The 23,962-nt window shown below is 67.6% G+C and carries 26 protein-coding genes and 1 tRNA gene; 9 read left to right on the forward strand and 18 right to left on the reverse strand.

What is annotated here, in order from left to right:
• Positions 1–16 precede the first annotated feature (16 nt).
• Genes CF68_RS10605 through CF68_RS10620 form a run of 4 tightly spaced genes read right to left on the reverse strand, consistent with a single transcriptional unit; the run spans position 17 to position 3,959 of the window.
• Positions 17–847 (reverse strand): carbohydrate ABC transporter permease, encoded by an 831-nt coding sequence (locus CF68_RS10605; RefSeq protein WP_035818275.1) that lies wholly within the window; start codon positions 845–847, stop codon positions 17–19.
• Positions 840–1,724: a carbohydrate ABC transporter permease gene (locus CF68_RS10610; protein ID WP_035818277.1), complete on the reverse strand. Its 885-nt coding sequence runs from the start codon at positions 1,722–1,724 to the stop codon at positions 840–842. Before CF68_RS10610 ends, CF68_RS10605 begins: the two co-directional genes overlap by 8 nt.
• Positions 1,721–2,827 carry an ABC transporter ATP-binding protein gene (locus CF68_RS10615; RefSeq protein ID WP_035818279.1) on the reverse strand — a complete coding sequence of 369 codons (1,107 nt, stop codon included), beginning with the start codon at positions 2,825–2,827 and terminating at the stop codon, positions 1,721–1,723. The genes CF68_RS10610 and CF68_RS10615 overlap by 4 nt, the downstream gene beginning before the upstream one ends.
• 1 nt (position 2,828) lies before the next feature.
• Positions 2,829–3,959 carry an ABC transporter ATP-binding protein gene (locus tag CF68_RS10620; RefSeq protein ID WP_035818281.1) on the reverse strand — a complete coding sequence of 377 codons (1,131 nt, stop codon included), beginning with the start codon at positions 3,957–3,959 and terminating at the stop codon, positions 2,829–2,831.
• Between the two features lie 158 nt (positions 3,960–4,117).
• Here CF68_RS10620 and CF68_RS10625 point away from each other — a divergent pair, with 158 nt between their 5' ends.
• A complete protein-coding gene (locus CF68_RS10625; RefSeq protein ID WP_035818283.1) occupies positions 4,118–4,888 on the forward strand; it encodes a DeoR/GlpR family DNA-binding transcription regulator in 771 nt (256 codons plus the stop codon).
• A 151-nt stretch (positions 4,889–5,039) separates the two neighbouring features.
• On the opposite strand, the gene purU is transcribed toward CF68_RS10625, so the two are convergent.
• Together purU and CF68_RS10635 are read right to left on the reverse strand one after the other, a co-directional pair.
• Positions 5,040–5,906 (reverse strand): formyltetrahydrofolate deformylase, encoded by an 867-nt coding sequence (gene purU, locus CF68_RS10630; protein WP_035818285.1) that lies wholly within the window; start codon positions 5,904–5,906, stop codon positions 5,040–5,042.
• Positions 5,907–6,002: 96 nt separating this feature from the next.
• Positions 6,003–6,890, reverse strand: coding sequence for an NUDIX hydrolase family protein (locus CF68_RS10635; protein WP_035818287.1), 888 nt, complete (start codon positions 6,888–6,890; stop codon positions 6,003–6,005).
• Between the two features lie 56 nt (positions 6,891–6,946).
• Between CF68_RS10635 and glpK the strand changes: the two genes are divergently transcribed.
• The 4 genes from glpK (at position 6,947) to CF68_RS10655 (ending at position 11,069) form a co-directional block, all read left to right on the forward strand.
• A complete protein-coding gene (gene glpK / locus CF68_RS10640) occupies positions 6,947–8,518 on the forward strand; it encodes a glycerol kinase GlpK (protein WP_035818290.1) in 1,572 nt (523 codons plus the stop codon).
• Between the two features lie 40 nt (positions 8,519–8,558).
• Positions 8,559–10,163: a glycerol-3-phosphate dehydrogenase/oxidase gene (locus CF68_RS10645; protein ID WP_035818293.1), complete on the forward strand. Its 1,605-nt coding sequence runs from the start codon at positions 8,559–8,561 to the stop codon at positions 10,161–10,163.
• Between the two features lie 78 nt (positions 10,164–10,241).
• Entirely contained in the window at positions 10,242–10,619 is a 378-nt protein-coding gene (locus CF68_RS10650) for an MliC family protein (protein ID WP_035818295.1), read from the forward strand.
• 69 nt (positions 10,620–10,688) lie between these two features.
• The gene (locus CF68_RS10655; RefSeq protein WP_035818297.1) at positions 10,689–11,069 is read left to right on the forward strand and encodes a hypothetical protein; all 381 of its coding nucleotides are present in this window, start codon (positions 10,689–10,691) and stop codon (positions 11,067–11,069) included.
• Between the two features lie 56 nt (positions 11,070–11,125).
• On the opposite strand, the gene CF68_RS10660 is transcribed toward CF68_RS10655, so the two are convergent.
• From CF68_RS10660 to CF68_RS10685, 6 genes are all read right to left on the reverse strand, one after another.
• Complete coding sequence (locus CF68_RS10660) at positions 11,126–11,407, reverse strand: hypothetical protein (protein WP_035818494.1); 282 nt, start codon at positions 11,405–11,407, stop codon at positions 11,126–11,128.
• Between the two features lie 77 nt (positions 11,408–11,484).
• Positions 11,485–11,709, reverse strand: a complete 225-nt coding sequence (locus CF68_RS10665; RefSeq protein ID WP_010814355.1) for a hypothetical protein — start codon at positions 11,707–11,709, stop codon at positions 11,485–11,487.
• A 113-nt stretch (positions 11,710–11,822) separates the two neighbouring features.
• Positions 11,823–12,242 (reverse strand): YXWGXW repeat-containing protein, encoded by a 420-nt coding sequence (locus CF68_RS10670; protein WP_035818299.1) that lies wholly within the window; start codon positions 12,240–12,242, stop codon positions 11,823–11,825.
• A 110-nt stretch (positions 12,243–12,352) separates the two neighbouring features.
• Positions 12,353–12,556 (reverse strand): hypothetical protein, encoded by a 204-nt coding sequence (locus CF68_RS10675; protein WP_010814357.1) that lies wholly within the window; start codon positions 12,554–12,556, stop codon positions 12,353–12,355.
• A gap of 67 nt (positions 12,557–12,623) precedes the next feature.
• On the reverse strand, positions 12,624–13,028 hold the full coding sequence (locus tag CF68_RS10680; protein ID WP_035818301.1) for a lysozyme inhibitor LprI family protein: 405 nt from the start codon (positions 13,026–13,028) through the stop codon (positions 12,624–12,626).
• Between the two features lie 64 nt (positions 13,029–13,092).
• On the reverse strand, positions 13,093–13,554 hold the full coding sequence (locus tag CF68_RS10685; RefSeq protein ID WP_035818303.1) for a CopD family protein: 462 nt from the start codon (positions 13,552–13,554) through the stop codon (positions 13,093–13,095).
• Between the two features lie 304 nt (positions 13,555–13,858).
• Between CF68_RS10685 and CF68_RS10690 the strand changes: the two genes are divergently transcribed.
• Genes CF68_RS10690 through CF68_RS10700 form a run of 3 tightly spaced genes read left to right on the forward strand, consistent with a single transcriptional unit; the run spans position 13,859 to position 16,250 of the window.
• Complete coding sequence (locus tag CF68_RS10690; protein ID WP_035818306.1) at positions 13,859–14,458, forward strand: YfiR family protein; 600 nt, start codon at positions 13,859–13,861, stop codon at positions 14,456–14,458.
• Positions 14,455–15,720: a diguanylate cyclase domain-containing protein gene (locus CF68_RS10695; protein WP_035818307.1), complete on the forward strand. Its 1,266-nt coding sequence runs from the start codon at positions 14,455–14,457 to the stop codon at positions 15,718–15,720. Before CF68_RS10690 ends, CF68_RS10695 begins: the two co-directional genes overlap by 4 nt.
• An 8-nt stretch (positions 15,721–15,728) precedes the next feature.
• Positions 15,729–16,250, forward strand: coding sequence for an OmpA family protein (locus CF68_RS10700; protein WP_051591487.1), 522 nt, complete (start codon positions 15,729–15,731; stop codon positions 16,248–16,250).
• Positions 16,251–16,263: 13 nt separating this feature from the next.
• Here CF68_RS10700 and CF68_RS10705 read toward each other — a convergent pair whose 3' ends face one another.
• The 6 genes from CF68_RS10705 to acs form a co-directional block, all read right to left on the reverse strand.
• Entirely contained in the window at positions 16,264–16,539 is a 276-nt protein-coding gene (locus CF68_RS10705; protein WP_010814363.1) for a hypothetical protein, read from the reverse strand.
• 51 nt (positions 16,540–16,590) lie between these two features.
• On the reverse strand, positions 16,591–17,439 hold the full coding sequence (locus CF68_RS10710) for a D-amino acid aminotransferase (protein ID WP_035818312.1): 849 nt from the start codon (positions 17,437–17,439) through the stop codon (positions 16,591–16,593).
• Between the two features lie 120 nt (positions 17,440–17,559).
• Positions 17,560–18,051, reverse strand: coding sequence for a GNAT family N-acetyltransferase (locus tag CF68_RS10715; RefSeq protein WP_035818498.1), 492 nt, complete (start codon positions 18,049–18,051; stop codon positions 17,560–17,562).
• A 368-nt stretch (positions 18,052–18,419) separates the two neighbouring features.
• A tRNA-Ser gene (locus tag CF68_RS10720) sits at positions 18,420–18,510 on the reverse strand.
• A gap of 84 nt (positions 18,511–18,594) precedes the next feature.
• Positions 18,595–20,646 carry a VC_2705 family sodium/solute symporter gene (locus CF68_RS10725; protein ID WP_035818315.1) on the reverse strand — a complete coding sequence of 684 codons (2,052 nt, stop codon included), beginning with the start codon at positions 20,644–20,646 and terminating at the stop codon, positions 18,595–18,597.
• A 102-nt stretch (positions 20,647–20,748) separates the two neighbouring features.
• Positions 20,749–22,731 carry an acetate--CoA ligase gene (acs, locus tag CF68_RS10730; RefSeq protein WP_035818318.1) on the reverse strand — a complete coding sequence of 661 codons (1,983 nt, stop codon included), beginning with the start codon at positions 22,729–22,731 and terminating at the stop codon, positions 20,749–20,751.
• Positions 22,732–23,027: 296 nt separating this feature from the next.
• Here acs and CF68_RS10735 point away from each other — a divergent pair.
• A partial coding sequence (locus CF68_RS10735; RefSeq protein WP_035818502.1) for a DMT family transporter occupies positions 23,028–23,962 on the forward strand: 935 nt, incomplete at its 3' end.

The following is a 23,962-nucleotide window of genomic DNA, read 5'->3' on the forward strand; positions in this document are numbered from 1 at the left end:
GTGTTGGCTTCAGGGACTACACGCGACCCATCGCGAAGCCCTTCGCGATGTAATGCCGCACGAACCAGATCACGATGCCGCCGGGAACGATGGTCAGCACGCCGGCCGCGGCCAGCACGCCCCAGTCCATGCCCGATGCCGACACCGTGCGCGTCATGGTGGCGACGATGGGCTTGGCGTTGACCGAGGTCAGCGTGCGCGCCAGCAGCAGCTCGACCCAGCTGAACATGAAGCAGAAGAACGCCGCCACGCCCACGCCGGCCTTGATCAGCGGCAGGAAGATGGTCAGGAAGAAGCGCGGGAACGAGTAGCCATCGACATACGCGGTCTCGTCGATCTCGCGCGGCACGCCCGACATGAAGCCTTCCAGGATCCACACCGCCAGCGGCACGTTGAAGACCAGGTGCGCCAGTGCCACGCCCAGGTGGGTATCCATCAGCCCGATGGTGCTGTAGAGCTGGAAGAACGGCAGCAGGAACACCGCGGGCGGCGTCATGCGGTTGGTCAGCAGCCAGAAGAACACATGCTTGTCGCCGATGAACTGGTAGCGCGAAAACGCATACGCCGCAGGCAGCGCCACCGAGATCGAGATCACTGTGTTCATCGCCACGTAGATCATCGAGTTGACATAGCCCGAATACCAGGACGGGTCGGTGAAGATGGTCTTGTAATGCTGCAGCGTGAATTCCGCGGGCCACAGCGACAGCGTGGAGACGATCTCTTCGTTGGTCTTGAACGACATGTTCACCATCCAGTAGATCGGCACGATGGCGAACAGCAGGTAGACCAGCAGGAAGCCCGCGCGCCACCAGGTGGCGCGGTTGGCGGGGGTGCGCATATCAGCCATGGGGCATGTCCTCGCTGCCGGCGGTGCCCGCGCGCTGCATCCAGTTATAGAGGATGAAGCACATGAGCAGGATGATCAGGAAATAGACAATGGAAAACGCCGCCGCCGGGCCCAGGTCGAACTGGCCAACCGCCTTCTGCGTCAGGTACTGCGACAGGAAGGTGGTGGCGTTGCCCGGGCCGCCGCCGGTCAGCACGAAGGGCTCGGTGTAGATCATGAAGCTGTCCATGAAGCGCAGCAGCACCGCGATCATCAGCACGCCGCGCAGCTTGGGCAGCTGGATATAGCGGAACACCGCCAGGCGCGAGGCGCCGTCGATCTGCGCGGCCTGGTAGTAGGCGTCGGGAATGGCGCGCAGGCCGGCGTAGCACAGCAGCGCCACCAGCGGCGTCCAGTGCCAGACGTCCATTACCAGCACCGTGACCCAGGCATCGAAGGCGCTGCCGGTGTAGTTGTAGTCGAAGCCCATCGCTGCCAGTGCGGCGCCCAGCAGGCCGATATCGGTGCGCCCGAAGATCTGCCAGATGGTGCCGACCACGTTCCACGGGATCAGCAGCGACAGCGCGATGATCACCAGCACCGCCGATGCCTTCCAGCCCCTGGCCGGCATCGACAGCGCCAGCAGGATGCCGAGCGGGATCTCCACCAGCAGCACCGCCAGCGAGAAGCCCAGCTGGCGCAGCAGCGCGTCGTGCAGCTCGCCGTCGCGCAGCACGGTGCGGAACCATTCGGTGCCGACAAACACGCGCCGCTCGGGCGAGATGATGTCCTGCACCGAGTAGTTGACGATGGTCATCAGCGGCAGGATGGCGGAGAACGCCACGCATGCCACCACCGGCAACACCAGCAGCCAGGCCTTCTGGTTGACGGGCTTCATGGCACCAGTTCCTCGTTGACGTAGTAGCAGGTGTGGCGGTTGAACACCGACAGCCAGGCCGTGTCGCCCGGGCGCAGATCGGCTGCCTCGATACCCAGCCGCGCGCGCAGCGTGCCGGCCAGTGCGCCCGCCTCCTGCACGCCGCCGGTCAGCAGCCAGTAAGTGCCGATGTCCTGCGCGCGCTCGACCCGCACCGGCACCGCCTGCGCGTCGCTCTCCGGCGCCAGGTGCAGGTACTCGGGCCGCACGCCGATGCGGAAGCTGCCGGCCTCGCGCAACGCCGCTTCGACTGACGGCGACAACTCCGGCATGTAGCGGCGCCCGGCCAGCTCGATCGCACCGTCGCGCCACCGCCCGGGCAGGAAATTCATGCCCGGCGAGCCGATGAAATGCCCGACGAAGGTATGCGCGGGCCGCTCGAACAGCGCATCGGCCGGCCCCACTTGCACCGCCTTGCCGCGCGACATCACCACCACCTGGTCGGCAAAGGTCAGCGCCTCGGTCTGGTCGTGCGTCACGTAGATCAGCGTCAGGCGGAACTCGTGGTGGATTTCCTTGAGCTTGCGCCGCAGCTGCCATTTGAGCTGCGGGTCGATCACCGTCAGCGGCTCGTCGAAGAGAATGGCCGACACGTCCTGGCGCACCAGTCCGCGCCCCAGCGAGATCTTCTGCTTGGCGTCCGCGGCCAGGCCGCTGGCGCGGCGATCGAGCGTGCCCGACAGGTCCAGCATCTCGGCCACGCGCCCTACCCGCTCGCGCACCTGGGCTTCCGGCACGCCGCGGTTGCGCAGCGGGAAGGCCAGGTTCGCGCCGACGGTCATGGTGTCGTAGATCACCGGGAACTGGAACACCTGGGCGATATTGCGCGCCTGCGGCGTGGCAACGGTCACGTCGCGGCCATCGAAGGCGATGGTGCCGTGCGAGGGCCGCAGCAACCCGGAAATGCAGTTCAGCAGCGTGGTCTTGCCGCAGCCGGACGGACCCAGCAGCGCATAGGCGCCGCCGTCTTCGAACGTGAATTGCAGCGGCAGCAGCGCATAGTCCTCGTCGGTACGCGGATTTGGCACATAGGAGTGCGCCAGGTCCAGGTCGATGCGCGCCATCTCAGGCCCCTGCCGCGGCAGCCGCGGCCGCGCCGCCGGGCACGTCCGCGGCCAGCCCGCCCGGCCGGCGCGGCGCGTGGATGCGGCGCCCGTCGGCGTCGAACAGGTAGATCTGCTCGGGCAGCAGGTGCAGTGACACCGGCTCGCCCAGCGCCAGGGCGAGCACGCCGGCGAACTGCGCCACCAGGTTGCCCACCGGGGTATCGGCGTGGACAAAGGTGTCTGAGCCTGACAGCTCGGCCAGCGCCACGCGCCCGGGTACCGCCACCGCGCCCGGCTCACCGGCCAGGCGCAATGCCGATGCGCGCACCCCCATCGTGACCGGGCCGTCGTGCCCGCCCGCGCCGGGCACCGGCACTGAGATATCGCCGGCCAGCGTGACCCAGCCACCCTGCAGCCGGCCCTCGACCAGGTTCATCGGCGGATCGTTGAACGTACGCGCCACGCGCAGCGAATCGGGATAGTGGAAGACCTGTGGCGTCGGGCCGTACTGCAGCAATTCGCCGGCGTCCAGCACCGCGGTATGCCCGCCCAGCAGCAGCGCTTCGCCGGGCTCGGTGGTGGCATAGACCACGGTGGCGTCGCCATGCGCGAACAGCTGCGCCAGTTCCTCGCGCAGTTCTTCGCGCAGCTTGTAGTCAAGGTTGACCAGCGGCTCGTCCAGCAGCATCAGCGGCGCCTCCTTGGCCAGCGCGCGCGCCAGTGCCACGCGCTGCTGCTGCCCGCCGGAAAGCTCGGACGGATAGCGGTCCAGCAGATGGTCGATATGCAGCCGCCCGGCCAGCTCGCGCACGCGCGCGGCAATCTCTGCGGCCGGCGCCTTGCGCCGCAGCCGCAGCGGCGAGGCGATGTTGTCGAACACCTTGAGCGATGGGTAGTTGATGAACTGCTGGTAGACCATCGACACATTGCGCTCGCGCACCGGCATGCCGGTCACGTCGTGGCCGTCGACCAGCACGCGGCCGGCGCTGGGCCGGTCCAGCCCGGCCATCAGCCGCATCAGCGACGTCTTGCCCGCTTGCGTGGCGCCCAGCAGGATGGTCACCGCGCCCGCAACCGGCGCGAGCGTCATCGGATAGAGATACGCCTGCGAACCTGCCTGCTGCGCGACGCCTTCCAAACGTAGCTGCATCCGGTCTCCATGTTCGATATGCTTCCCGCATCACAGCTTTGGCGCGCGATGCAGGCGCACAAGTCTTGTCTTGACGTTCGTTTTAGCAATAAAACGAACGTAAAACAATAGTGCGCTGCATCATTTGTTTTCGTTTCTGTTTGAACTAGAATCCCGGCATGACCCTGAATCCCCGCCAGACGGCCCTGCTCGAAGAAGTCCGCACCCAGGGCTTTGCCTCCATCGACGAACTTGCGCGCAAGTTTGGCGTCACGCTCCAGACGGTGCGCCGCGACGTCAACCTGCTGGCCGGGAACGGCATGCTGGCGCGCTTCCATGGCGGGGTGCGGGTGGAGGGCTCCACCACCGAGAACATCGCCTACCGGCAGCGGCAGGTGCTCAACGCCGAGGGCAAGGCGCGCATCGCGCGCGCGGTGGCCGCCGCGGTGCCCGAGGGCTGCTCGCTGATCCTGAACATCGGCACCACGGTGGAAGAGATAGCGCGCGAGCTGATGCACCACCGCGGGCTGCGCGTGATCACCAACAACCTGAACGTGGCCAATATCCTTGCCGACAACCCCGATTGCGAGGTCATCGTCGCCGGCGGCGTGCTGCGCTCACGCGACCGCGGCATCGTGGGCGAGGCCACGGTGGAGTTCATCCGCCAGTTCAAGGTGGATATCGGGCTGATCGGCATCTCGGGCATCGAGATCGACGGCACGCTGCGCGACTACGACTTCCGCGAGGTCAAGGTGGCGCGGACCATCATCGAGCATTCACGCGAGGTGTGGCTGGCGGCGGACGCCAGCAAGTTCAACCGCCAGGCGATGGTGGAGCTGGCGCATGTGTCGCAGGTCGACCGGCTCTTTACCGATGAGCCGCTGGCAGCGCCGTTCGACCAGATCGTGGCCGACAGTGGGGTGAAGTGTGTGGTGGCGGAGCGAGATTGAACGCGCCGGGGACCGGCTTGAGGCTGCCTTGCTGGCGGGGGCGGAGCTGGCGGTGATGCCCGGCGCCTCGCTCTTGCGACAGGCCTGCCCTCTCCCCCGGCCCCTCTCCCGCAAGCGGGAGAGGGGAGAAAACCGAGGGTCGGGCAGAGAATTACTTGAACACCACGGTCTTGTGGCCGTTCAGCAGGATACGGTGTTCGGCATGCCACTTGACCGCGCGCGCCAGTGCCACGCATTCCACGTCGCGGCCGACGGCGGTCAGTTGCTCCGGGTCCATGCTGTGGTCCACGCGCTCGATCTCCTGCTCGATGATCGGGCCTTCGTCCAGGGCGGCGGTGACGTAGTGCGCGGTCGCCCCGATCAGCTTCACGCCGCGCTCATGCGCCTGGTAGTACGGCTTGGCGCCCTTGAAGCTGGGCAGGAACGAGTGGTGGATATTGATCGCGCGGCCGGCCAGCTTGCGGCACAGGTCGTCCGACAGCACCTGCATGTAGCGCGCCAGCACCACCAGGTCGATCTTCTGCTCCTGCACCACGTCGAACACGCGCGCTTCCTGCGCGGCCTTCTGCTCGGCCGAGGCGTTCATCAGCGGCAGGTGGAAGAACGGCACGTCATACGACGCCGCCAGCTGGTAGAAGTCGCGGTGGTTCGAGACGATGGCCGCGATCTCGACCGGCAGGCCGCCTACCTTGGCGCGGAACAGCAGGTCGTTCAGGCAGTGGCCGATCTTGGACACCATGATCATCACGCGCGGCTTGACCGCGGCGTCGTTCAGCTCCCACTGCATGCCGAACTGGTCTCCCACCGGCGCGAACGCGGCCTTCAGCGTGTCCAGGTCCGGGCCGCCGGCGGCGGGCGTGAAATGCACGCGCATGAAGAAGCGGCCGGCGTACTCGTCACCGTACTGGTCGGAATCGACGATATTGCAGCCGTGCTGGAACAGCAGGCCCGAGACGGCATGGACGATGCCCGGCTGGTCGGGGCACGAGAGGGTCAGGATGAATCCGGTGTTGCTCATGGTGTGTTGTTCTGTCGGAATGGCGCGGCGCAAGGCCGGGAAAATCAGGTCAGCGAGGTCGGCAAGACCGGCACAGGCGGAACCCGCGGCGACGGCTCAGGGGCGCTGGCCAGGACCGAGCCAGCCGCGTCGCCCAAGGGCATCCAGCGTCACCAGTGTCGCATCGACCGTCATGGCGCCGGCCGACATGATAGCAAGCAATGCGGCCACATCGATGCGCCGGTGCTCGCTGACCTCGCCATCCTGGTTGCGCGGCGTGAAGCCCGGCGGCAGCAGCAGGTCGTAGACGTAAACCTGCTCCCACTGTACGCCTTCGGGCAGGTCGCGCAGCACCTCGATCATGCCGTGGGCCTGCGCGCCCTGCGCCAGTGCGGGCGGGATGCCGGATTCTTCCTCGCATTCGCGCACCAGCGTCGCCAGCGGATCGCTGCCGTGCGGCATGCCGCCGGCAACCAGGTTGTCCCACATGCCGGGGTCGACCGACTTGGCCGGGCTGCGCCGCGAGATCCACAGGGCGGGACCACCGTCCACATCGCCATCGACAATGCCGTTCATGTGCGAGGCAAAGGTCAGCAGCCCGAGAAAGCGCGCCGCCGCGCGCTCCACCACGCCGAGTGCGGGCGCGTCCAGCGCGGGCGTGACCGCGAACAGTTCATCGCGCCAGCCGCGCACGTGGCCGGCATCGGCCAGCTGGCGGGCCAGCGCCTGCAGCGCGGCGCTGCGCGCGTCGAAGTCATTGCGCCCGGGCAGCAGTTCAATCGCCGTGGTGCCATCGGCCAGGCGCTCGTCTGGGCCGAGGATGGCGCCCATGCCACGCAGGATTGCCGCATGGGCACGCGGCAGCCAGCCAACCTGCTGGCCGGCTACCATCAGGCGCAGCTTGGCGGCGGCATCGAAGCCGCTGCGCGCCGCCAGCGAGGCGGCGATCTGCGCGGCGAGGTTGCCCGCGGGGTCGGCGGGCGGCAAGGAAGACGTTTCAGCCATCAGGAATCCATGCGCCGGCCGGGCCGGCGTGTTTTGTCATTGTCAGGATTGAACGCATGAACCAGCCAGCCGCGCAGGCCCAGCGCCCTGCATCGTCCCAGCTTCCCACCGAGCCGCAGTATGTGCTGGCGCTCGACCAGGGCACCAGCAGCTCGCGGGCCATCCTGTTCGACCATGCCGGCAATGTGGTGCGGCTCGCGCAGCGCGAGTTCCGCCAATATTACCCACATCCCGGCCATGTCGAGCACGACCCTTACGAGATCTGGCAATCGCAGCTGGCGGTGGCGCACGCGGTGCTGGCCGATGCCGGCATCTCGGCCTCGCAGGTGCGCGCCATCGGCATCACCAACCAGCGCGAGACCACCGTGCTGTGGGACCGCAAGACCGGCGAGCCGGTCGGGCGCGCGCTGGTCTGGCAGGACCGCCGCACCGCGCCCATGTGCGAGGCTCTGCAGGCCGCCGGCCACGGCGAGCTGTTCCGCGACAAGACCGGCCTGGTCATCGACGCCTATTTCTCCGGCACCAAGCTGCGCTGGATGCTCGACAACATCGAAGGCGCGCGCGAACGCGCCCAGCGCGGCGAGCTGGCCTTCGGCACCGTCGACAGCTGGCTGATCTGGCAACTGACCGACGGCGCGCGCCATGTCACCGACGTGTCAAATGCCTCGCGCACCATGCTGTTCAACATCCACAGCTTCGAGTGGGACGACGCGCTGCTGGCGCTGCTCGACATCCCGCACGCGCTGCTGCCCGAGGTGGTGGCGTCCAGCGGCGAGGTCGCGCGCACCTCGGCGCGGCTCTTCGGCATGCAGATCCCCATTGCCGGCATCGCCGGCGACCAGCAGGCCGCCACCTTCGGCCAGGCCTGCCTGTCGCCAGGCATGGCCAAGAACACCTATGGCACCGGCTGCTTCCTGCTGATGAATACCGGCTCGCAGCCGGTCACGTCGCACAACCGGCTGCTGACCACGATCGGCTGGCAGATCCGCGGCCAGACGCAATATTGCCTGGAAGGCGGCGTGTTCATGGGCGGCGCCACCATCCAGTGGCTGCGCGACGGCCTCAAGATCATCAACAGCGCGCCCGAGGTCGAGCCGCTGGCGCGCCAGTGCGACGACACCGGCGGCGTGGTGCTGGTGCCCGCCTTTGCCGGCCTGGGCGCGCCGCACTGGGACCCCTTTGCACGCGGCACGCTGGTCGGCATGACGCGCGGCACGGGCCGGCCGCAGATCGCGCGCGCGGCGCTGGAATCGATCGCGCTGCAGAGCGTCGATGTGCTGGAAGCCATGCAGAAGGACGCCGGCATCTCGCTGGCCGAGTTGCGCGTGGACGGCGGCGCCTCGCGCAGCGACCTGCTGATGCAAATGCAGGCCGACCTGCTCGGCACCCCGGTGGTCCGTCCGCGCGTGACCGAAACCACCGCGCTGGGCGCCGCCTACCTGGCGGGACTGGCCACTGGTTACTGGAGCGATCCGGCAGAGATCGCGCAGCAATGGCAGGTGGAGCGGCGCTTTGAGCCGAACCTGTCGGCTGACGCGCGCAGCCACCGGCTGGCGCGCTGGCATCGCGCCGTCGACCGCGCGCGCGACTGGGCGCGCGGGGACGAAGCCAACGGCAGCCACGCCTGAGCGCCGGCCCACCCCGAACACACTCCCCAAAAAAAGCGTCATGCAGAGAGTCTCCACCCCGATCCAGCCCCCCGACCGCGCCGCCCTGCTCGCCACCCTGGAGCGCGAGCCGCGCTGGGACGTGATCGTCATCGGCGGCGGCGCCACCGGCCTGGGCACCGCCGTCGACGCCGCCTCGCGCGGCTACCGCACGCTGCTGGTCGAAGCCGCGGATTTTGCCAAGGGCACCTCCAGCAAGGCCACCAAGCTGGTGCATGGCGGCGTGCGCTACCTGGCCCAGGGCAATATCAGCCTGGTGCGCGAGGCCCTGCACGAGCGCGGCCTGCTGGCGCGCAACGCGCCGCACCTGGTGTGGCCGCTGGGCTTCGTGGTGCCGGCCTACCAGCTGTTCGACCAGCCCTTCTACGGCATCGGCCTGAAGGTCTACGACATGCTGGCCGGCGACCTCAACCTGGCCGGCAGCCGCTGGCTGAACCACCGCGAGGTGCTGGCCGCGGCGCCCAACCTGGCCGAGCACGTCGGCGGGCGACCGCTGCGCGGCGGCAACCTGTATTTCGACGGCCAGTTCGACGATGCGCGGCTGGCGGTGGCGCTGATGCGCACGCTGTTCGACGTGGGCGGCACCGCGGTCAACTACATGCGCGTGACCGGGCTGAGCCAGCAAGGCGGCGTGATCAGCGGCGTGACCGTGCAGGATGCGCTGGGCGACGCCACCTTCCACCTGCGCGCCGACTGCGTGATCAACGCCACCGGCGTGTGGGTCGATGCGATCCGGAAGATGGAGGACGGCCACGCGCGCGCCATGGTAGCGCCCAGCCAGGGCGTGCACCTGACGCTGCCGCACAGCTTCCTGCCGGGCGAGCGCGCCATCCTGATTCCCAAGACCGACGACGGCCGGGTGCTGTTCGTGGTGCCATGGAACGGCCACACCATCGTCGGCACCACCGACACGCCGCGCCGCGACCTGCCGCTGGAGCCCGACGCCGGTGCCGACGACGTCGACTTCATCCTGGAAACCGCGTCGCGCTACCTGGCCAGGGACCCGACCCGTGCCGACGTCACCAGCGTCTGGGCCGGCCTGCGGCCGCTGGTGCGGGCCACCGGCGAGGCCTCTACCGCGTCGCTGTCGCGCGAGCATACGATCCTGGTATCCAAGGCCGGGCTGATCACCGTCACCGGCGGCAAGTGGACCACTTACCGCAAGATGGCCGAAGACGTGATCGAGACCGCGATCCAGCGCCAGATGGTGCGCGCGGCGCCGTGCGTGACCGCCGAGCTGCCCCTGCACGGCGCGGCGGGGCTGCCGGCCGGGCTGCCGCCGCCGGATTCAGGCTCGCCGGACCGCTATTACGGCAATGAGCTGGACATGCTGCGCGCGCTGCCCGGATATGACCGGATGCTGGCACCGGCGTCGGGCCTGACCGAAGCGCACGTGCGCTTTGCGGCCCGGCACGAACTGGCGCGCCGGGTCGAGGACGTGCTGGCCCGCCGCAACCGCGCGCTGTTCCTGGACGCGCGCGCTGCCGTGGACGCGGCGCCGGCCGTGGCCGCGATCCTGGCCGAGGAGCTCGGCGAGAACGAGGCCTGGCAGGCGCGCGAAATCGAGAGCTTCCGCACGCTCGCCGCCGGCTACATGCTCGGCTGACCCGGACGCCGGCGCAACCGCCGCCGGCGCCGCCCCTCTCAACTGGCTGGCACACCACCCATCGACCAAGGCAAACCCATGACCACTCGCCCGATCCTGTCCTGCGCCCGCGCCGTGGCCCTGCTCGCAACCCTCGGCGCCTGCGCCGCGGCGCACGCGGCCCGCGCGCCCGGCATCGACGGCGTGCGCTTCCCGGACGTGCGCACCGTGCGCTACCAGTGCGACGGCGGCAAGACGCTTTCCGTGCGCTATTTCAATAGCCCGGACAACCAGGCGGCGGTGTTCCGCATCGAAGGCAAGCCGGTGCTGGCGGTCAGCACCGTGTCGGCCTCCGGCGCGCGCTATGTCGGCGGCCGCTACGAATGGTGGACCAAGGGCGAGGAAGGCACGCTGCGCGACCTGATGCAGGCCGAAAACGCGGCGCCGGCGCTGGCCAACTGCCAGGCAAAGCCCTAAGCGCCACGTCACCGTTTGAGGTGGCGGCGTTCCGGGCGATAATGCGGGGATTGAATCAGGGAGAACACCATGGACGAGATTGAAGATCTGTCCGATCTGCCGATGCCCCGCTTTATCTGGGGCTTCGCCGTTATCGCAGGCAAAGGCGGCGAGGTCATGCACGACGAGTTCGAGTATCTGACCCACACCCGCAGCCCGCGCTTCACCTGCCGCGTGGTCGAGCTAGAGGACATGCCGGCGGAAAGCGAGGAAGACGCCATCGATGGCCGTATCGTCCATGAAGACGATCCGAGCCGGATGTTCTATATCACCGATGCCGGCATGGCGCTGGTCAATTTCCAGCTGTTCGACAAGATGCCGGACAAGCAGAAATTCAAGCGCATCTGCGACGAAGCCATCGCCAACTGGATGCTGCGCCGCGAATTCCTTGACGAAGAAGAAGAGGACTGACCCGCTCGTGACCTGATGGGGTCAGGCAGGTGGCCGCGGGGCGCGGCCACCATATTTCAGCTCTCGCCCTGTTCCGGCGGCAACGCGCCCGCCAGCAGTTCATTGAGCAGGCCGGTCATGCCACCCGGGTGATCCACGGCAAGCGCCTGCAGGCGCTTGACCAGCGTGCCGTCCAGCTTGCACGCAAAAGGCACCAGACCTTGCTCCTGGTCCAGCCGGCGCTGTTCGCGCCGGTCCGGGCGCGCAGCGCCGCCGGGAATACCCCGCCCCGCCGTAGCCTGCTTCAGGCTGTTGGCGATCTTCAGGCCCTTGTTTTTTTCCAGGTCCGTTTTCTTCACGGCATTTTCCGAAAGTCTGTAGAGGCCGGTATTGTACGCACCCGCGGCATCCACCGGCCGCAAGGCGACCGGCGCCGCTATTCGTTGCCGACTTCGATCAGTTCGGCAGCCACCCGCTGGATTTCCGCATAGACAGGAATGGCCTCCATCGGCCCGGTGCAGCCCACGGCCGTGGCCTGGCTGGCATCGGCGCCAGGCGGAAGGAACACGAAGGCCATGCCGGGCTGCCAGCCGGGATGCTTGCGCAGGCTGTCATTGAGGATGTCGAGATACTGCGCGCGCGTGAAAACGTGCTTTGCCATTGCTACCTCCGGTATCCGCCGCCGATGTGCCGCGCGGGCGCGGTTGTCATGGCGGCGATCGTAGCATGGCAAGGCCACCCGGCGTCACCGTGCGGCGCCGGGTGGCTGGCACCTCAGCATTCGCCCTTCTTGGCGTGGCCGGGCGGGCAGTGATAGCCCTTGTCCTTGCCCTTATCCTTGTGCCCCTTGTCCTTGTACCCGCCCTGGTCCCAGCGACCGGGCACCAGCACCCACCCGTCGCGCGACTGGATCCAGCGCGGCGACTCATAGATATAGCCGGGGCGTTCACGTTCCCAGCGCCCCTTCTTCCAGGCGTGCTTGTGGTGGTGATCATCCCAGTCCCAGTAGCCCGGCATCCAGACATAGCCGGAGCGCGGCGCGGGCACGACCTCGTAGATCGGGGCCGGCGGTGGTACGCCGATGGCAATATTGACCGACACCTGGGCCATCGACGCCGCACTGAACGTCAGGCCGGAACCCAGCAGAGCCGCCAGCAGGAGGGCCTTGGCCGGCCGGAGCGCGCGATGTGTCATGGGAGTCCTTTCTTGTGGAGGAACATGCCCACAGTCTAGCGCGCACCGATCCCGGCGCAATGTAAGAAACGGTATCCGCTGGTCACAAAGATGCCGGCGCGCAACACTCGCTAGTGGTCTTCGGCCATCGCCTTGAGCTGGGCCTCGCCCGCTACCCGCGCGGCATCCGAGGTGGTGAAGGTGTCGTCCGAAACGATGGCGCGCCGGATCTGCTGCGCGCCAAAGTCCACCAGCGCGATGACCCACACATAGCGCCCCGCCTGGGGCGCGGTTTGCACAAAAGCCTTCAGGTTGTTCCGCGATTCACTTGCCATGATCCATCTCCTGGTGAGACGTGCCGCAGCACAGGTGTCTGGGAACTCTAGCACATGGCCCGCCCGCTCACCGGGCGGCGGCCTCGGTGGCGAAGTCACGCAATTCGCGCGCCCGCGCGGCCGTCATCCGGGCCATGCAGGTCGCCCCGGCCACGCGCGCGGCCGTGCCGCCGGCCGGATTGGCCACGTAGGCGCAATTGGCCTGGCGGAACTCCAGCCAGACCCGCTGCGCCACCCGCAGCTGGCCGGTGCGCGGCGCTTCCAGCCGCCGCAGCAAGGTTTGATAGGCGCTGTTCAGCGCCACGTCCTGGACCCGTGCTTCGGCCGAGGCGCAGCCGAGCATGTCGGCAGTCGACATGGCCTTGGCCATGCAGCGTTCATATTCAGCGCTCAGGCCATTGCTTTGCTCGGCGCGCGCCGGTGCGCTCGCCACGGCAAGGCCAAGGGCGGCAAGACATGCGATGACGCGCATAACGGCTCTCCTTTTGCCTGGTGGTGACACCACGATGCAGGACCATGCCGGGGCATCGGGCCGCTCAGGCCAGCCAGCGCCCCAGCGTGGCCACGGCGATATTGACCAGCCCGAGCACCAGGTTGGTCCCCACCGCCTGCCGGATGCGGTTCAGCGCGGCACCGGCGGCCGGCCAGTCCTGGGCATCCACGGCCCGGCCCAGCACGCGATACGGCCCAAACCACACGTAGCAGAAAATCACCGTCATGACGAGGCCGATGCCCATCATCAGGTGCCAGCTGCGTGGGGCAGCGGACATGCCCACTGCGGCCAGCATCGCCGCGCCGCTCAGCAGGATCGCGATCACCGCCGCCCACACCCACGGGAAAAAGCGGGCAAACACGCCGCGCCAGAGCCGCAGCCGCGGCGGCGGTTCCAGCACGGTGCCGGCCACGGGCCGCAGGCACAGGTAGGCGAAGAACATGCCGCCCACCCAGACGGCAACGCCGGCAACGTGCAGGAAGCGGAAAAGCGGGTCGGCAATCATGGCGGCATGCGGCGGCGAGGCGCGCGTTGGGGACGATGGCCCCATTCTAAGTGTTGTGCCCGCCACGGCGAAGCGCTGCGCGCGTTCCCGCCTGACTTCAGGAAAACGACTCAAAACCGTTAAACATTCCGTATCACGCCGCATCGCAACGGGCCCCACGGAAGCATGCCCGCACAAGCGCATTCCGGGGCTGGGCCCGCCCGTGCCGGACGCTTGACCGCCCGGAACCCGCCCCCGGACAATAACCGCGGCTGCGGCCAGCCCACCACCCATACAGGCCGTACCGAACCTCCTTCCCCAGACCATGGCTCCTGTCCCAGCCAGCGCCCTTCCCGGTGCCGATTCCGCCCGACGGCCCCCGCTGCTGCGCCGCGCCCTGCCGGCCCTGCTCGCCGTGACACTGGCGGTGCTGCCGGCCATGCTGCCGCCGGCGGTGACGGCGCAGCCCGCACCGCAGCGCACCGACCTGGTCGCGCGCGTGGTCTTCAGCCTGCTGGGATATGCACGCTGGCCGGTTGAGCGCAACCCCGTGCGGCTGTGCGTGGACAGCACCAGCCGCTACTCCGCACGGCTGATGGAAGGCGGCACGCTCGCCAACGGCCGCTCGGTGCGCGCGCGCCAGGTCGACGTGCTGGCCGACATGCTGCATCCGGCCTGCGATGCCCTCTACATCGGCGCCATGAACGAAGCCCGCCGCAAGCGCCTGTCGGGCGAGCTGACCGGCCGCCCGGTGCTGGTGATCGCAGAGGAAGACTTCGAGTGCGAGGTCGGCAGCATGTTCTGCCTGAACATCCGCGACCAGCAGGTCTCGTTCCGCGTCAACCTCGATACGCTCGCCCGCAGCGGCGTGCACGTGCACCCCGGCGTGCTGCAGCTGGGCCGCCGCAAGGGAGCGCCGTCATGAGCGCGCATCAGCCGGCGCGCGGCAACGGCGCCCGCCCCACCCTCTACAGCGTGCTGCGCCGGATCCACCTGGGCGTGGCGCTGATCGCGGTATTCACTGCCGGGGTGTCGCTGACCGCCCTCGGCCTGACCGCACTGCGCGTCTATGCCGACCACAACGTGCGGCTGGTGGCCCGCTCGATCGCCTACACGCTGGAAGCGCCGGTCGTATTCCGCGACCAGGCGGCCACCGGCGAGACGCTGGCGGCCATCGCCGCGTCCGAGGACATCGCGCGCGCCACCGTCTACGACCTCGACAACCACGTGCTGGCCGAATGGCAGCGCCCCGGCCAGGCGCCACTGACCGGCTTGCGCCACGTGCTGAGCGAGTGGCTGAGCATGGGTGTCGTGGAACAACCGATCCTGCACCAGACGCAACCGGTCGGCATGCTGCGCGTCAGTGGCGATCCCCGCAATCTGCTGCATTTCCTGCTGCGCGGCGCGCTCGGCCTGCTTGGCTGCCTGCTGCTGACCGCCGTCGGCGCCCACTACCTGGCCAGCCGGCTGCTGGTGCAGATCGTCGAGCCGCTGCGCAACCTGATGCGCGTTGCGCACGCGGTGCGCTCCAAGCGCGATTTCGCGCAGCGCACGCCGCCGGCCAGCATCGCGGAACTCAATGCCCTCAGCGAGGACTTCAACGGCCTGCTGGACGAACTGCAGACCTGGCAGAACCAGATGCAGCACGAGAACCGCTCGCTCGCCCACCGCGCCAACCACGATGCGCTGACCGGCCTGCTCAACCGCGCCGCCTTCGTCGAAGCGCTGGAGCACGCCGTGCGCCATGCCGCGGCCAACGACGAATACGCAGCCGTGCTGTACCTGGACAGTGACGATTTCAAGAACATCAACGACCGCCACGGTCATGCCGCCGGCGATGCCGTGCTGGTGGCCGTGGCCCAGCGCATCCGCGCCAGCCTGCGCGCCGGCGACACCGTGGCACGCATCGGCGGCGACGAATTCGCCGTGCTGGCCGCAGCGCTGCGCGCGCCGCGCGACGCCATCCATATCGCCGAGCATATCCTGCAGGCGATGTCCGCCCCGATCGACCTGCCCGACGGCAGCACGGTGCAGGCGTCGCTCAGCATCGGCCTGGCCGTCTTCCCCATCCACGCGCAAGGCAGCCAGGCGCTGCTGCACGCGGCCGACGCCGCCATGTACGGCGCCAAGCGGCGCTCCGGCGGCACCTGGCAAAGCGCCGAGCCACGCCTGGACGTCACGCAATGAGAACCCGCATGCCCGAACCCCTGCCCCCGCCCTGCTGGAAGTCCCTGTGGAAACTCTGGCTCGCCGCCGTCGTGCTGACGGGGCTGTCGCTGGCCGGCTGCCAGACCGCGCCGCCAGCCACCGGGCTGTCTCCGGCCCAGGTCGCGGTGCTGAAGCAGGAAGGCTTCGCGCTGACCGATGAAGGCTGGGAACTCGGCTTGTCAGACAAGCTGCTGTTCGGATTCAATGAGGACCTGATCGACGCAGAGCGCGCCGTCAATGTGCAGCGCCTCGGGCGGGCGCTGAAGGGCGCGGGCATCGAGCGCCTGCGCGTGGATGGCCACACCGACGACGCGGGCTCGGCCGAATACAACCAGTCGCTGTCAGTGCGGCGCGCCGAAGCGGTGGCAAAGCTGCTGACAGGCGCCGGCTTTGCTCCGGAAAACATCGAAGTTCGCGGCCGAGGCAAGACCCGCCCGGTGGCCGACAACCGCACCGCCGCCGGACGCAGCGAGAACCGGCGCGTCGCCATCGTCGTATCGGTCGACTAGGACGGGCGGCGCTTCAGTCACCGAATGGATTGGGCGCGCGGTTCTCCGGCGCGTCGCTCAGGTCGAACTCGTCGCGCACCTTGTCGACCACCGCGCGGATGCTGGCCTCATAGCCGGACGCATTGCCGAAGCCCGTCATGTTCCAGTTGCGCCCGCGGGCATCGCGCGCATGCGGCACAGGCGCCGGCACCCGGACCTTGGCGCCGTCCTCGCCGATTTCATAGATTTGCTGGATGCGCCGGCTCACCTCGTCCTGCAGGGCACGCCGGCCACGCTCACGCTTGGCCATGGCTGACTCCTCGATGATTCCCGAGGCATCCTAGCACGCACGCAAATCAGCTCAAAGCGCAGCCTTGGCAGCCTGGTACGCAGCGTAAAGCCGGGCAAAGACCGGCCCCGGCACGCCCTTGCCGATGGCGCGCCCATCGATGGTCACCACCGGCAGCAGCTCCTTGCTGGCCGACGACAGCAGCACCTCATCGGCGGCGAACACCTCTTCCTTTGCGATGCGGCGCGCCTCCAGCGCAATCCCCATCGCGGCACAGACCTCTTCCATGAACCCGTAGCGGATGCCTTCCAGGATCAGGTTGTCCTTGGGCGGCGCCATCACGCGGCCATCGCGCACCACCCACACATTGGACGCCGACGCCTCGGTCAGCCAGCCATCCCGGAACTGGATCGCCTCGATCACGCCGTGCTCCACCGCATGCTGCGCCGCCAGCACGTTGCCCAGCAGCGACGTCGACTTGATCTGGCAGTTCAGCCAGCGCCGGTCCTCCATCGTCACGCACGCCACGCCCTGCTCAAGCATCTGCGCCGACGGCAACGCCATCGGGTTGGTCATGATCAGCACCGTCGGCACGACCTCCTTCGGAAACGCATGCGTGCGCTTGGCGACGCCGCGCGACACCTGGATGTAGACCAGCTGGTCCGACAGGCCGTTGGCCTGGACCACCTCGCCGACCAGCTCCAGCCACTGCCCGGCGCTGTACGGGTCAGGAATCCCGATGCCCTCCAGGCTGCGGTGCAGGCGGGCCAGATGCTGGTCCCCGCGGAATGGCTTGCCGTTGTAGTAAGGGATGACTTCGTAGATGCCATCGCCAAAGATGAAGCCGCGGTCGAGGACGGGGATGCGGGCTTCGGAGAGGGGGGTCAGGGTGCCGTTGAGGTGGACGATGGGGTCGGACATGGGGGGCGAATGCCAGAGATTCAAAAGAGATGCCTGATTCTTTCACGGGCACGCAGGCAGGTTCATGCAATTTGCGCATGAGGTTGGCTACCCGTGCCAAGCCAGCGCCGGCGTGCAGGCTCAGGCTGGCGGCAGCGCTTTCGACAGCAGTACAGTGGTAAAGCCGCTGTCCCAGCTTTCGTCGGGATAGAAATCGATCTCGGCATAACCATGGCGCCGGTAGAACGCGCGGCTTTGCACGTTGAACGTGTCCGTCTCCAGCCTCGCCTCGCAGTGCCCGGCGCGGGCAATCTCGCCTTCGGCATGTGCCAGCAGCGCCCCGCCCAGCCCCATGCGTTGCCATGTTCGCCCGACATGCAGGGCCCAGATAAAGTTGTTCTCCCAGTCCACCATGGCCGCGGGCACGCCATCCACGCAGGCTACGCGGAATGCTTGCAGGCGGGCTTCGACGTAGCTTCGGGTCTTGCCTTGCCGTTCAAAGGCAGCTGCCGCGGCGGCTGTCAGTTGCGGCTTCCAGGTGCCGCGGTAGGTGTCGGTGAGGATGGCTTCCACCGCTTGCGCGTCTGCGGGCAAGGCGGGGCGGATTTCGAGTTGGAAGGTGAGCTTGGTCATGGCCGGGAGGATACCGGGCACCGGGTACATGGCGGAAGCCCTCTCACGGACACTGAAATTTGGCGGACAGAACAACTAGATCGGCGCGCTCAGCCAATCCGGCGCGCCGAGATGGAAGCCATGCCTTCGCCGCGATGACTGGCATAGCCATGTCGCCTTGCGGCAACACCTCTATTTAGAGGGATGCGCGATACAAGGTCCTATACGACCATCGCTCACGGGCGATCCCGCGACTCGCCCACTACTACTTCAGCCCTCGCCTACCCTGGCCGAGGGCTTTTCTTTGAGCCCATCAGGCATACGAAGCCACCAGGGACTGGAAACAAAAAAAGCCGCCCAGACGGGCGGCTTTGCTTTGCACAGTGTTCTGGCGGAGAGAGGGGGATTCGAACCCCCGATAGGCTATTAACCTATACACGCTTTCCAGGCGTGCGACTTAAACCACTCATCCATCTCTCCGGGAAGTCTGAGATTATAGCAGAGTTGCCTGGCGAATCCAGTGCTTCGTCGCCGTATCCCGCCTTACTTCACAACCCACCCGCCCTACCCCTTGCGCAGGTAGCTCACCAGCCGGTCGATCACCGGCGCATTGCGTGGCGTCAGCAGGCTGACGATGATGGCCACGGCGAAGCCGGCAGGCACGCCGAAGGCGCCGGAGGCGATCGGGTCGACGCCGAACCAGCGGTTGCCGAAGATGCCGGTCATGCGGGTGAAAAACGGGTAGTTGACGATGATGTAGTAGACCGCCACGCCCAGCCCGGCGGCCATGCCGGCGACGGCGCCGGCGGCGGTGGTGCGGCGCCAGAAGATGCCGAGGACCAGTACCGGGAAGAAGCTGGAGGCGGCCAGCGAGAACGCGGCACCGACCAGGAACAGGATATTGCCTGGGCGCAGCGATGTGACGTAAGAGGCAAAAAGCGCCACGCCCAGCAACACGATCTTGGCAGTGGTGACGCGCCGCTGGTGGCTCGCCTGGCGGTCGACCATGTGATAGAAGACGTCGTGCGAGAGCGCATTGGCGATGGTCAGCAGCAGGCCGTCGGCAGTGGACAGCGCCGCGGCCAGGGCACCGGCGGCGATCAGGCCGGAGATCACGTATGGCAGGCCGGCGATTTCCGGGGCGGCCAGCACGATCATGTCGGGCTGCAGCAGGATCTCGGCCCATTGCACGATGCCGTCGCCGTTGACATCGCGGATGCCGAACACCGGTGGATCGACCTTGCGCCATTGCACCACCCACTGCGGCAATTCGGCGTAGGGGGTTCCCACCAGGTGCTGGAAGAATTCGTATTTCACCAGCGCAGCCAGCGTGGGCGCGGACACGTACAGCAAGGCGATGAAGAACACGGCCCAGGCCACGGAGTTGCGCGTTTCCTTGACCGACGGGGTGGTGTAGAGCCGCGTCAGGATGTGCGGCAGGCTGGCTGTGCCGACCATCAGGCAGAACACCAGCAGGACAAAATTCAGCCGCTTGGTCTTGCGCTCCTGCTCCGATGCCGCGGGATAGGGTTCGGTCGATGACAGCGAATGGCGGCTGCGGGCCAGTGCGTCGGCTCGCTGCTGGTTCCACTGCTGCTGTGCCGCCGCGGGGTCGCGAGGGAATTCCAGCCGTTCGCGCTCCAGCGACTTGATGTCGCGCAGCGGCGCATTGCGCGTGCGCAGGTCCTGCAGCCGCGCGTCGAGCGCGTCGCGCTCCTGCGCGAAGGAATCGGGCAGCCGGGCGATGCGCTCCTGCAGCAGGATGGCCTGCTGCCGGTAGTACTCGCGCACGGCCTGCTCGGACGGCTCGCGCTCCAGCTGCTGTTCGCGCGCGTCGAGTTGCGACAACAGCGTGCCGTAGCTGAGCTGCGGCAGCGCTTCGTGGTGATGTTTCCAGGCGATCATCGATACAGTGACCAGGAAGGCCACGATCATCATGATGTACTGCGCCACCTGCGTCCATGTGACCGCGCGCATGCCGCCCAGGAACGAGCACACCAGGATGCCGGCCAGCCCGAAGAAGATGCCGACGGCAAACTCCACGCCGATAAAGCGCGTCACCACCAGCCCCACGCCCTGGATCTGCGCCACCAGGTAGACGAAGGAGCAGAGCGAAGCCGCCAGCACCGCGATCGCGCGCACTGGCAGGTTGCCGCCCGGCTTGCCGTTGCCGTAGCGCGCTGCGAGGAAATCGGGAATGGTGTAGCCGCCGTACTTGCGCAGGTATGGCGCCAGCAGGAAGGCCACCAGGCAGTAGCCGCCGGTCCAGCCCATCACATAGGCCAGCCCTTCGTAGCCCGAGGAAAACAGGATGCCGGCCAGGCCGATGAAGGACGCCGCGCTCATCCAGTCGGCGGCAATCGCCATGCCGTTGAACAGCGCCGGCACGCGCCGCGAGGCAACGTAATACTCGTTCAGGTCAGAGGTGCGGCAGATCAGCCCGATGCAGGCATAGATCGCGATGGTGATGAAGAGGAAGACGTAGCCGAGCCACAGCGCATCGGCGTTGGACTTTTCAAGCAGCCCCATCATGCCGACGAAGCCGAACAACCCTAGCGTGAACAGGCCGTAGTACAGCAGCAACCGTCGGCGAAAGCGCGACTGGGCTTCAGGCATGGGGGACGGTCCGTGGTCGGTGGGGGGCTATCGTAACAAACCCGCCGGCGCGCGAGAACGCGGCGGCGGGTTCAAGGGCTCGATCGGGCCGAAGCTACAGGATCACTGCGCCTGCTTGAGTTGCTCCAGGATGGCCGGGTTCTCCAGCGTCGAGGTGTCCTGCGTGATCTCCTCTCCCTTGGCCAGCGACCGCAACAGGCGCCGCATGATCTTGCCCGAACGCGTCTTGGGCAGGTTGTCGCCAAAGCGGATGTCCTTGGGCTTGGCGATCGGGCCGATCTCCTTGCCGACCCAGTTGCGCAGCTCCGTCGCGATCTTGACGGCCTCTTCGCCAGTCGGACGCGAACGCTTGAGCACGACGAAGGCGCAGATGGCCTCGCCGGTCATGTCGTCGGGGCGGCCCACCACGGCGGCTTCGGCCACCAGCGGGTTGGACACCAGCGCCGACTCGATCTCCATCGTCCCCATGCGGTGGCCCGACACGTTCAGCACGTCGTCGATGCGGCCCATGATGGTGAAGTAGCCGGTGTCCTTGTCGCGGATCGAGCCGTCGCCGGCCAGGTAGAGCTTGCCGCCGAGCTCTTCGGGGAAGTAGCTCTTCTTGAAGCGCTCCGGATCGCCCCAGATGGTGCGGATCATGGCCGGCCAGGGGCGCTTGACCACCAGGATGCCGCCGTTGCCGTTGGGCACGTCATGGCCGGTCTCATCGACGATGGCAGCCATGATGCCCGGCAGCGGCAGCGTGCACGAACCCGGCACCAGCGGCGTCGCGCCCGGCAGCGGCGTGATCATGTGGCCGCCGGTCTCGGTCTGCCAGAAGGTGTCGACGATCGGGCAGCGCTCGTTGCCGATGTTCTTGTAGTACCACATCCAGGCTTCCGGATTGATCGGCTCGCCCACGGTGCCGAGCAGGCGCAGGCTGGACAGGTCGTACTGCTTCGGGTGGATCTTCTCGTCGGCCTCGGCGGCCTTGATCAGCGAGCGGATCGCGGTCGGCGCGGTGTAGAAGATGCTGACCTTGTGGCGCGCGATCATGTCCCAGAAGCGGCCGGCGTTGGGGTAGGTCGGCACGCCTTCGAACACCACCTGGGTCGCGCCTGCGGCCAGCGGGCCGTAGGCGATATAGGTGTGGCCAGTGACCCAGCCGATGTCGGCGGTACACCAGAACAGGTCGTCGGGCTTGATGTCGAAGCTCCACTTCATCGTCATCAGCGCCCACAGCAGGTAGCCGCCGGTGCTGTGCTGCACGCCCTTGGGCTTGCCGGTGGAGCCGGAGGTGTAGAGCACGAACAGCGGATGCTCGGCGCTGACCGGCTCGGCCTCACAGGTATCCGGCTGGCCGGCGCAGACATCTTCCATCCAGCGGTCGCGGCCTTCGGTCCAGGCAACCTTGCCACCGGTGCGGCGGTAGACGATCACGTTCTTGACGGCCTCGCAGCCGCCCAGCGCCAGCGCATCGTCGGCAATCGCCTTCAGCGGCAGGGCCTTGCCACCGCGCATCTGCTCGTCGGCGGTGATCAGCGCCACCGCGCCCACGTCCCCCAGCCGCTCCTGCAGCGACTTGGCCGAGAAGCCCCCGAACACCACCGAGTGCGTGGCGCCCAGGCGTGCGCAGGCTTGCATCGCGACCACGCCTTCGACCGACATCGGCATGTAGATCACCACGCGGTCGCCCTTCTTGACGCCGAGCGCCTTCAGGCCGTTGGCAAAGCGGCACACCTTGCCGTGCAGCTCGCGGTAGGTGACGCGGGTCACGGAGCCATCGTCGGCCTCGAACACGATCGCGACCTTGTCCGCGTTGCCGTTCTGCAGGTTGCGGTCCAGGCAGTTGTAAGAAGCGTTGAGTTCGCCGTCTTCGAACCACTTGTAGAACGGTGCGTTGCTTTCGTCCAGCACCTTGGTGAAGGGCTTGTTCCAGTGCAGCAGCTCGCGCGCGTGGCGGGCCCAGAAGCCTTCATAGTCGCGCTCGGCTTCGTCGCACAGGGCGCGGTAGGCCTCCATGCTGGGGATCGCGGCCTGGCTGGCGAAGCCTTCAGGCGGGTTGAACACGCGATGCTCTTGCATCACCGATTCGATGGCGGACATAGGTTTGTCTCCTGATTTTGGACTGGCTTTGGCTGCCACGTTACGCCCGACGGCTTACTTAAACCTGACGGTAAGACCTGACGGTGGGCCTGGGGTGTGCATGCAACTTGTTGCAATGCAGCGGGAAAAGTCCACGCACGCGCAGCGAAAGTGCAGCCTTCTCCATTAGGCTAGCACAGCTATAATGCCGCGAGTTCCATACCTGAATGCGGCGCTTACCCTTGCCGCTCCCGCCGGCCCAGCACCTGCCGCGCCAAAGCGCCGCGGCGCCCTGCCGGACGACCAAGGCCGTACCCGTGCCCGCCAATCCTTCAGCATTCTCCCCGGTCTACGCCCTCTTCCTGGTTGCCTCGATGGCGTTGGTCGGCAGCAATGTCGGACTCGGCAAATCGATCATCGCGCATGTGCCGGTGCTGCTGTTCGCGCTGCTGCGCTTTGTCATTGCCATTGTCTGCCTGGCGCCCTGGTACCGGCCCGCGCGCATGCGCCGGGTCTCGCGCGTGGAATGGCTGAACCTGTTCCTGCAGGCGTTCTTCGGCACCTTCCTGTTTACGCTGCTGATGCTCAATGGCGTGCGGCTGACCAGCGCCATGGCGGCCGGCGTGATCACCAGCACCATCCCGGCCACGGTGGCGATCCTGTCGTGGCTGCTGCTGCGCGAGCGGCTGTCGCGGCGCACGGTGGCGTCGGTGCTGCTGGCGATGACCGGCATTGCCGTGCTGAACATCGCCCGGGGCGACGCGCACGGTGCCGGCAGCGGCAGCCAGGCATGGCTGGGCAACCTGATGATCATGGGCGCGGTGGTATGCGAATCGATTTACGTGATCCTGTCGCGCCGGCTCACGCAGACGCTGGCCGCGATCGAGATCTGCGCCTACACGCACCTGATCGGCGGGCTGCTGATGCTGCCGCTGGGGCTGGTGCCGCTGCTGAACTTCGATGCGTCGACGGTGCCCGCGCAGACCTGGCTGATGCTGCTGTGGTATGCGCTGTCGGCCAGCGTGTTCTCGTTCTGGCTGTGGATGAAGGGCATCCGCCATGTGCCGGCGCAGCTGGCGGGGGTGTTCACCTCGGTGCTGCCGGTGGCGGCTTCCACCTACGGCATCGTCTTCCTGGGCGAGCAGCCGGGCTGGCCGCACGGCGTGGCGCTGGCGTGCGTGCTGGCCGGGATCGTGCTGGCCAGCTGGCCGGGGCGGATCGCGCGCGGCGCGTGGCGCGGCAAGGCGGCCGG

Origin of the sequence: Cupriavidus sp. SK-4 (assembly GCF_000611125.1) — a bacterium.
In the GTDB taxonomy this organism is placed as follows: Bacteria; Pseudomonadota; Gammaproteobacteria; order Burkholderiales; family Burkholderiaceae; genus Cupriavidus; species Cupriavidus necator.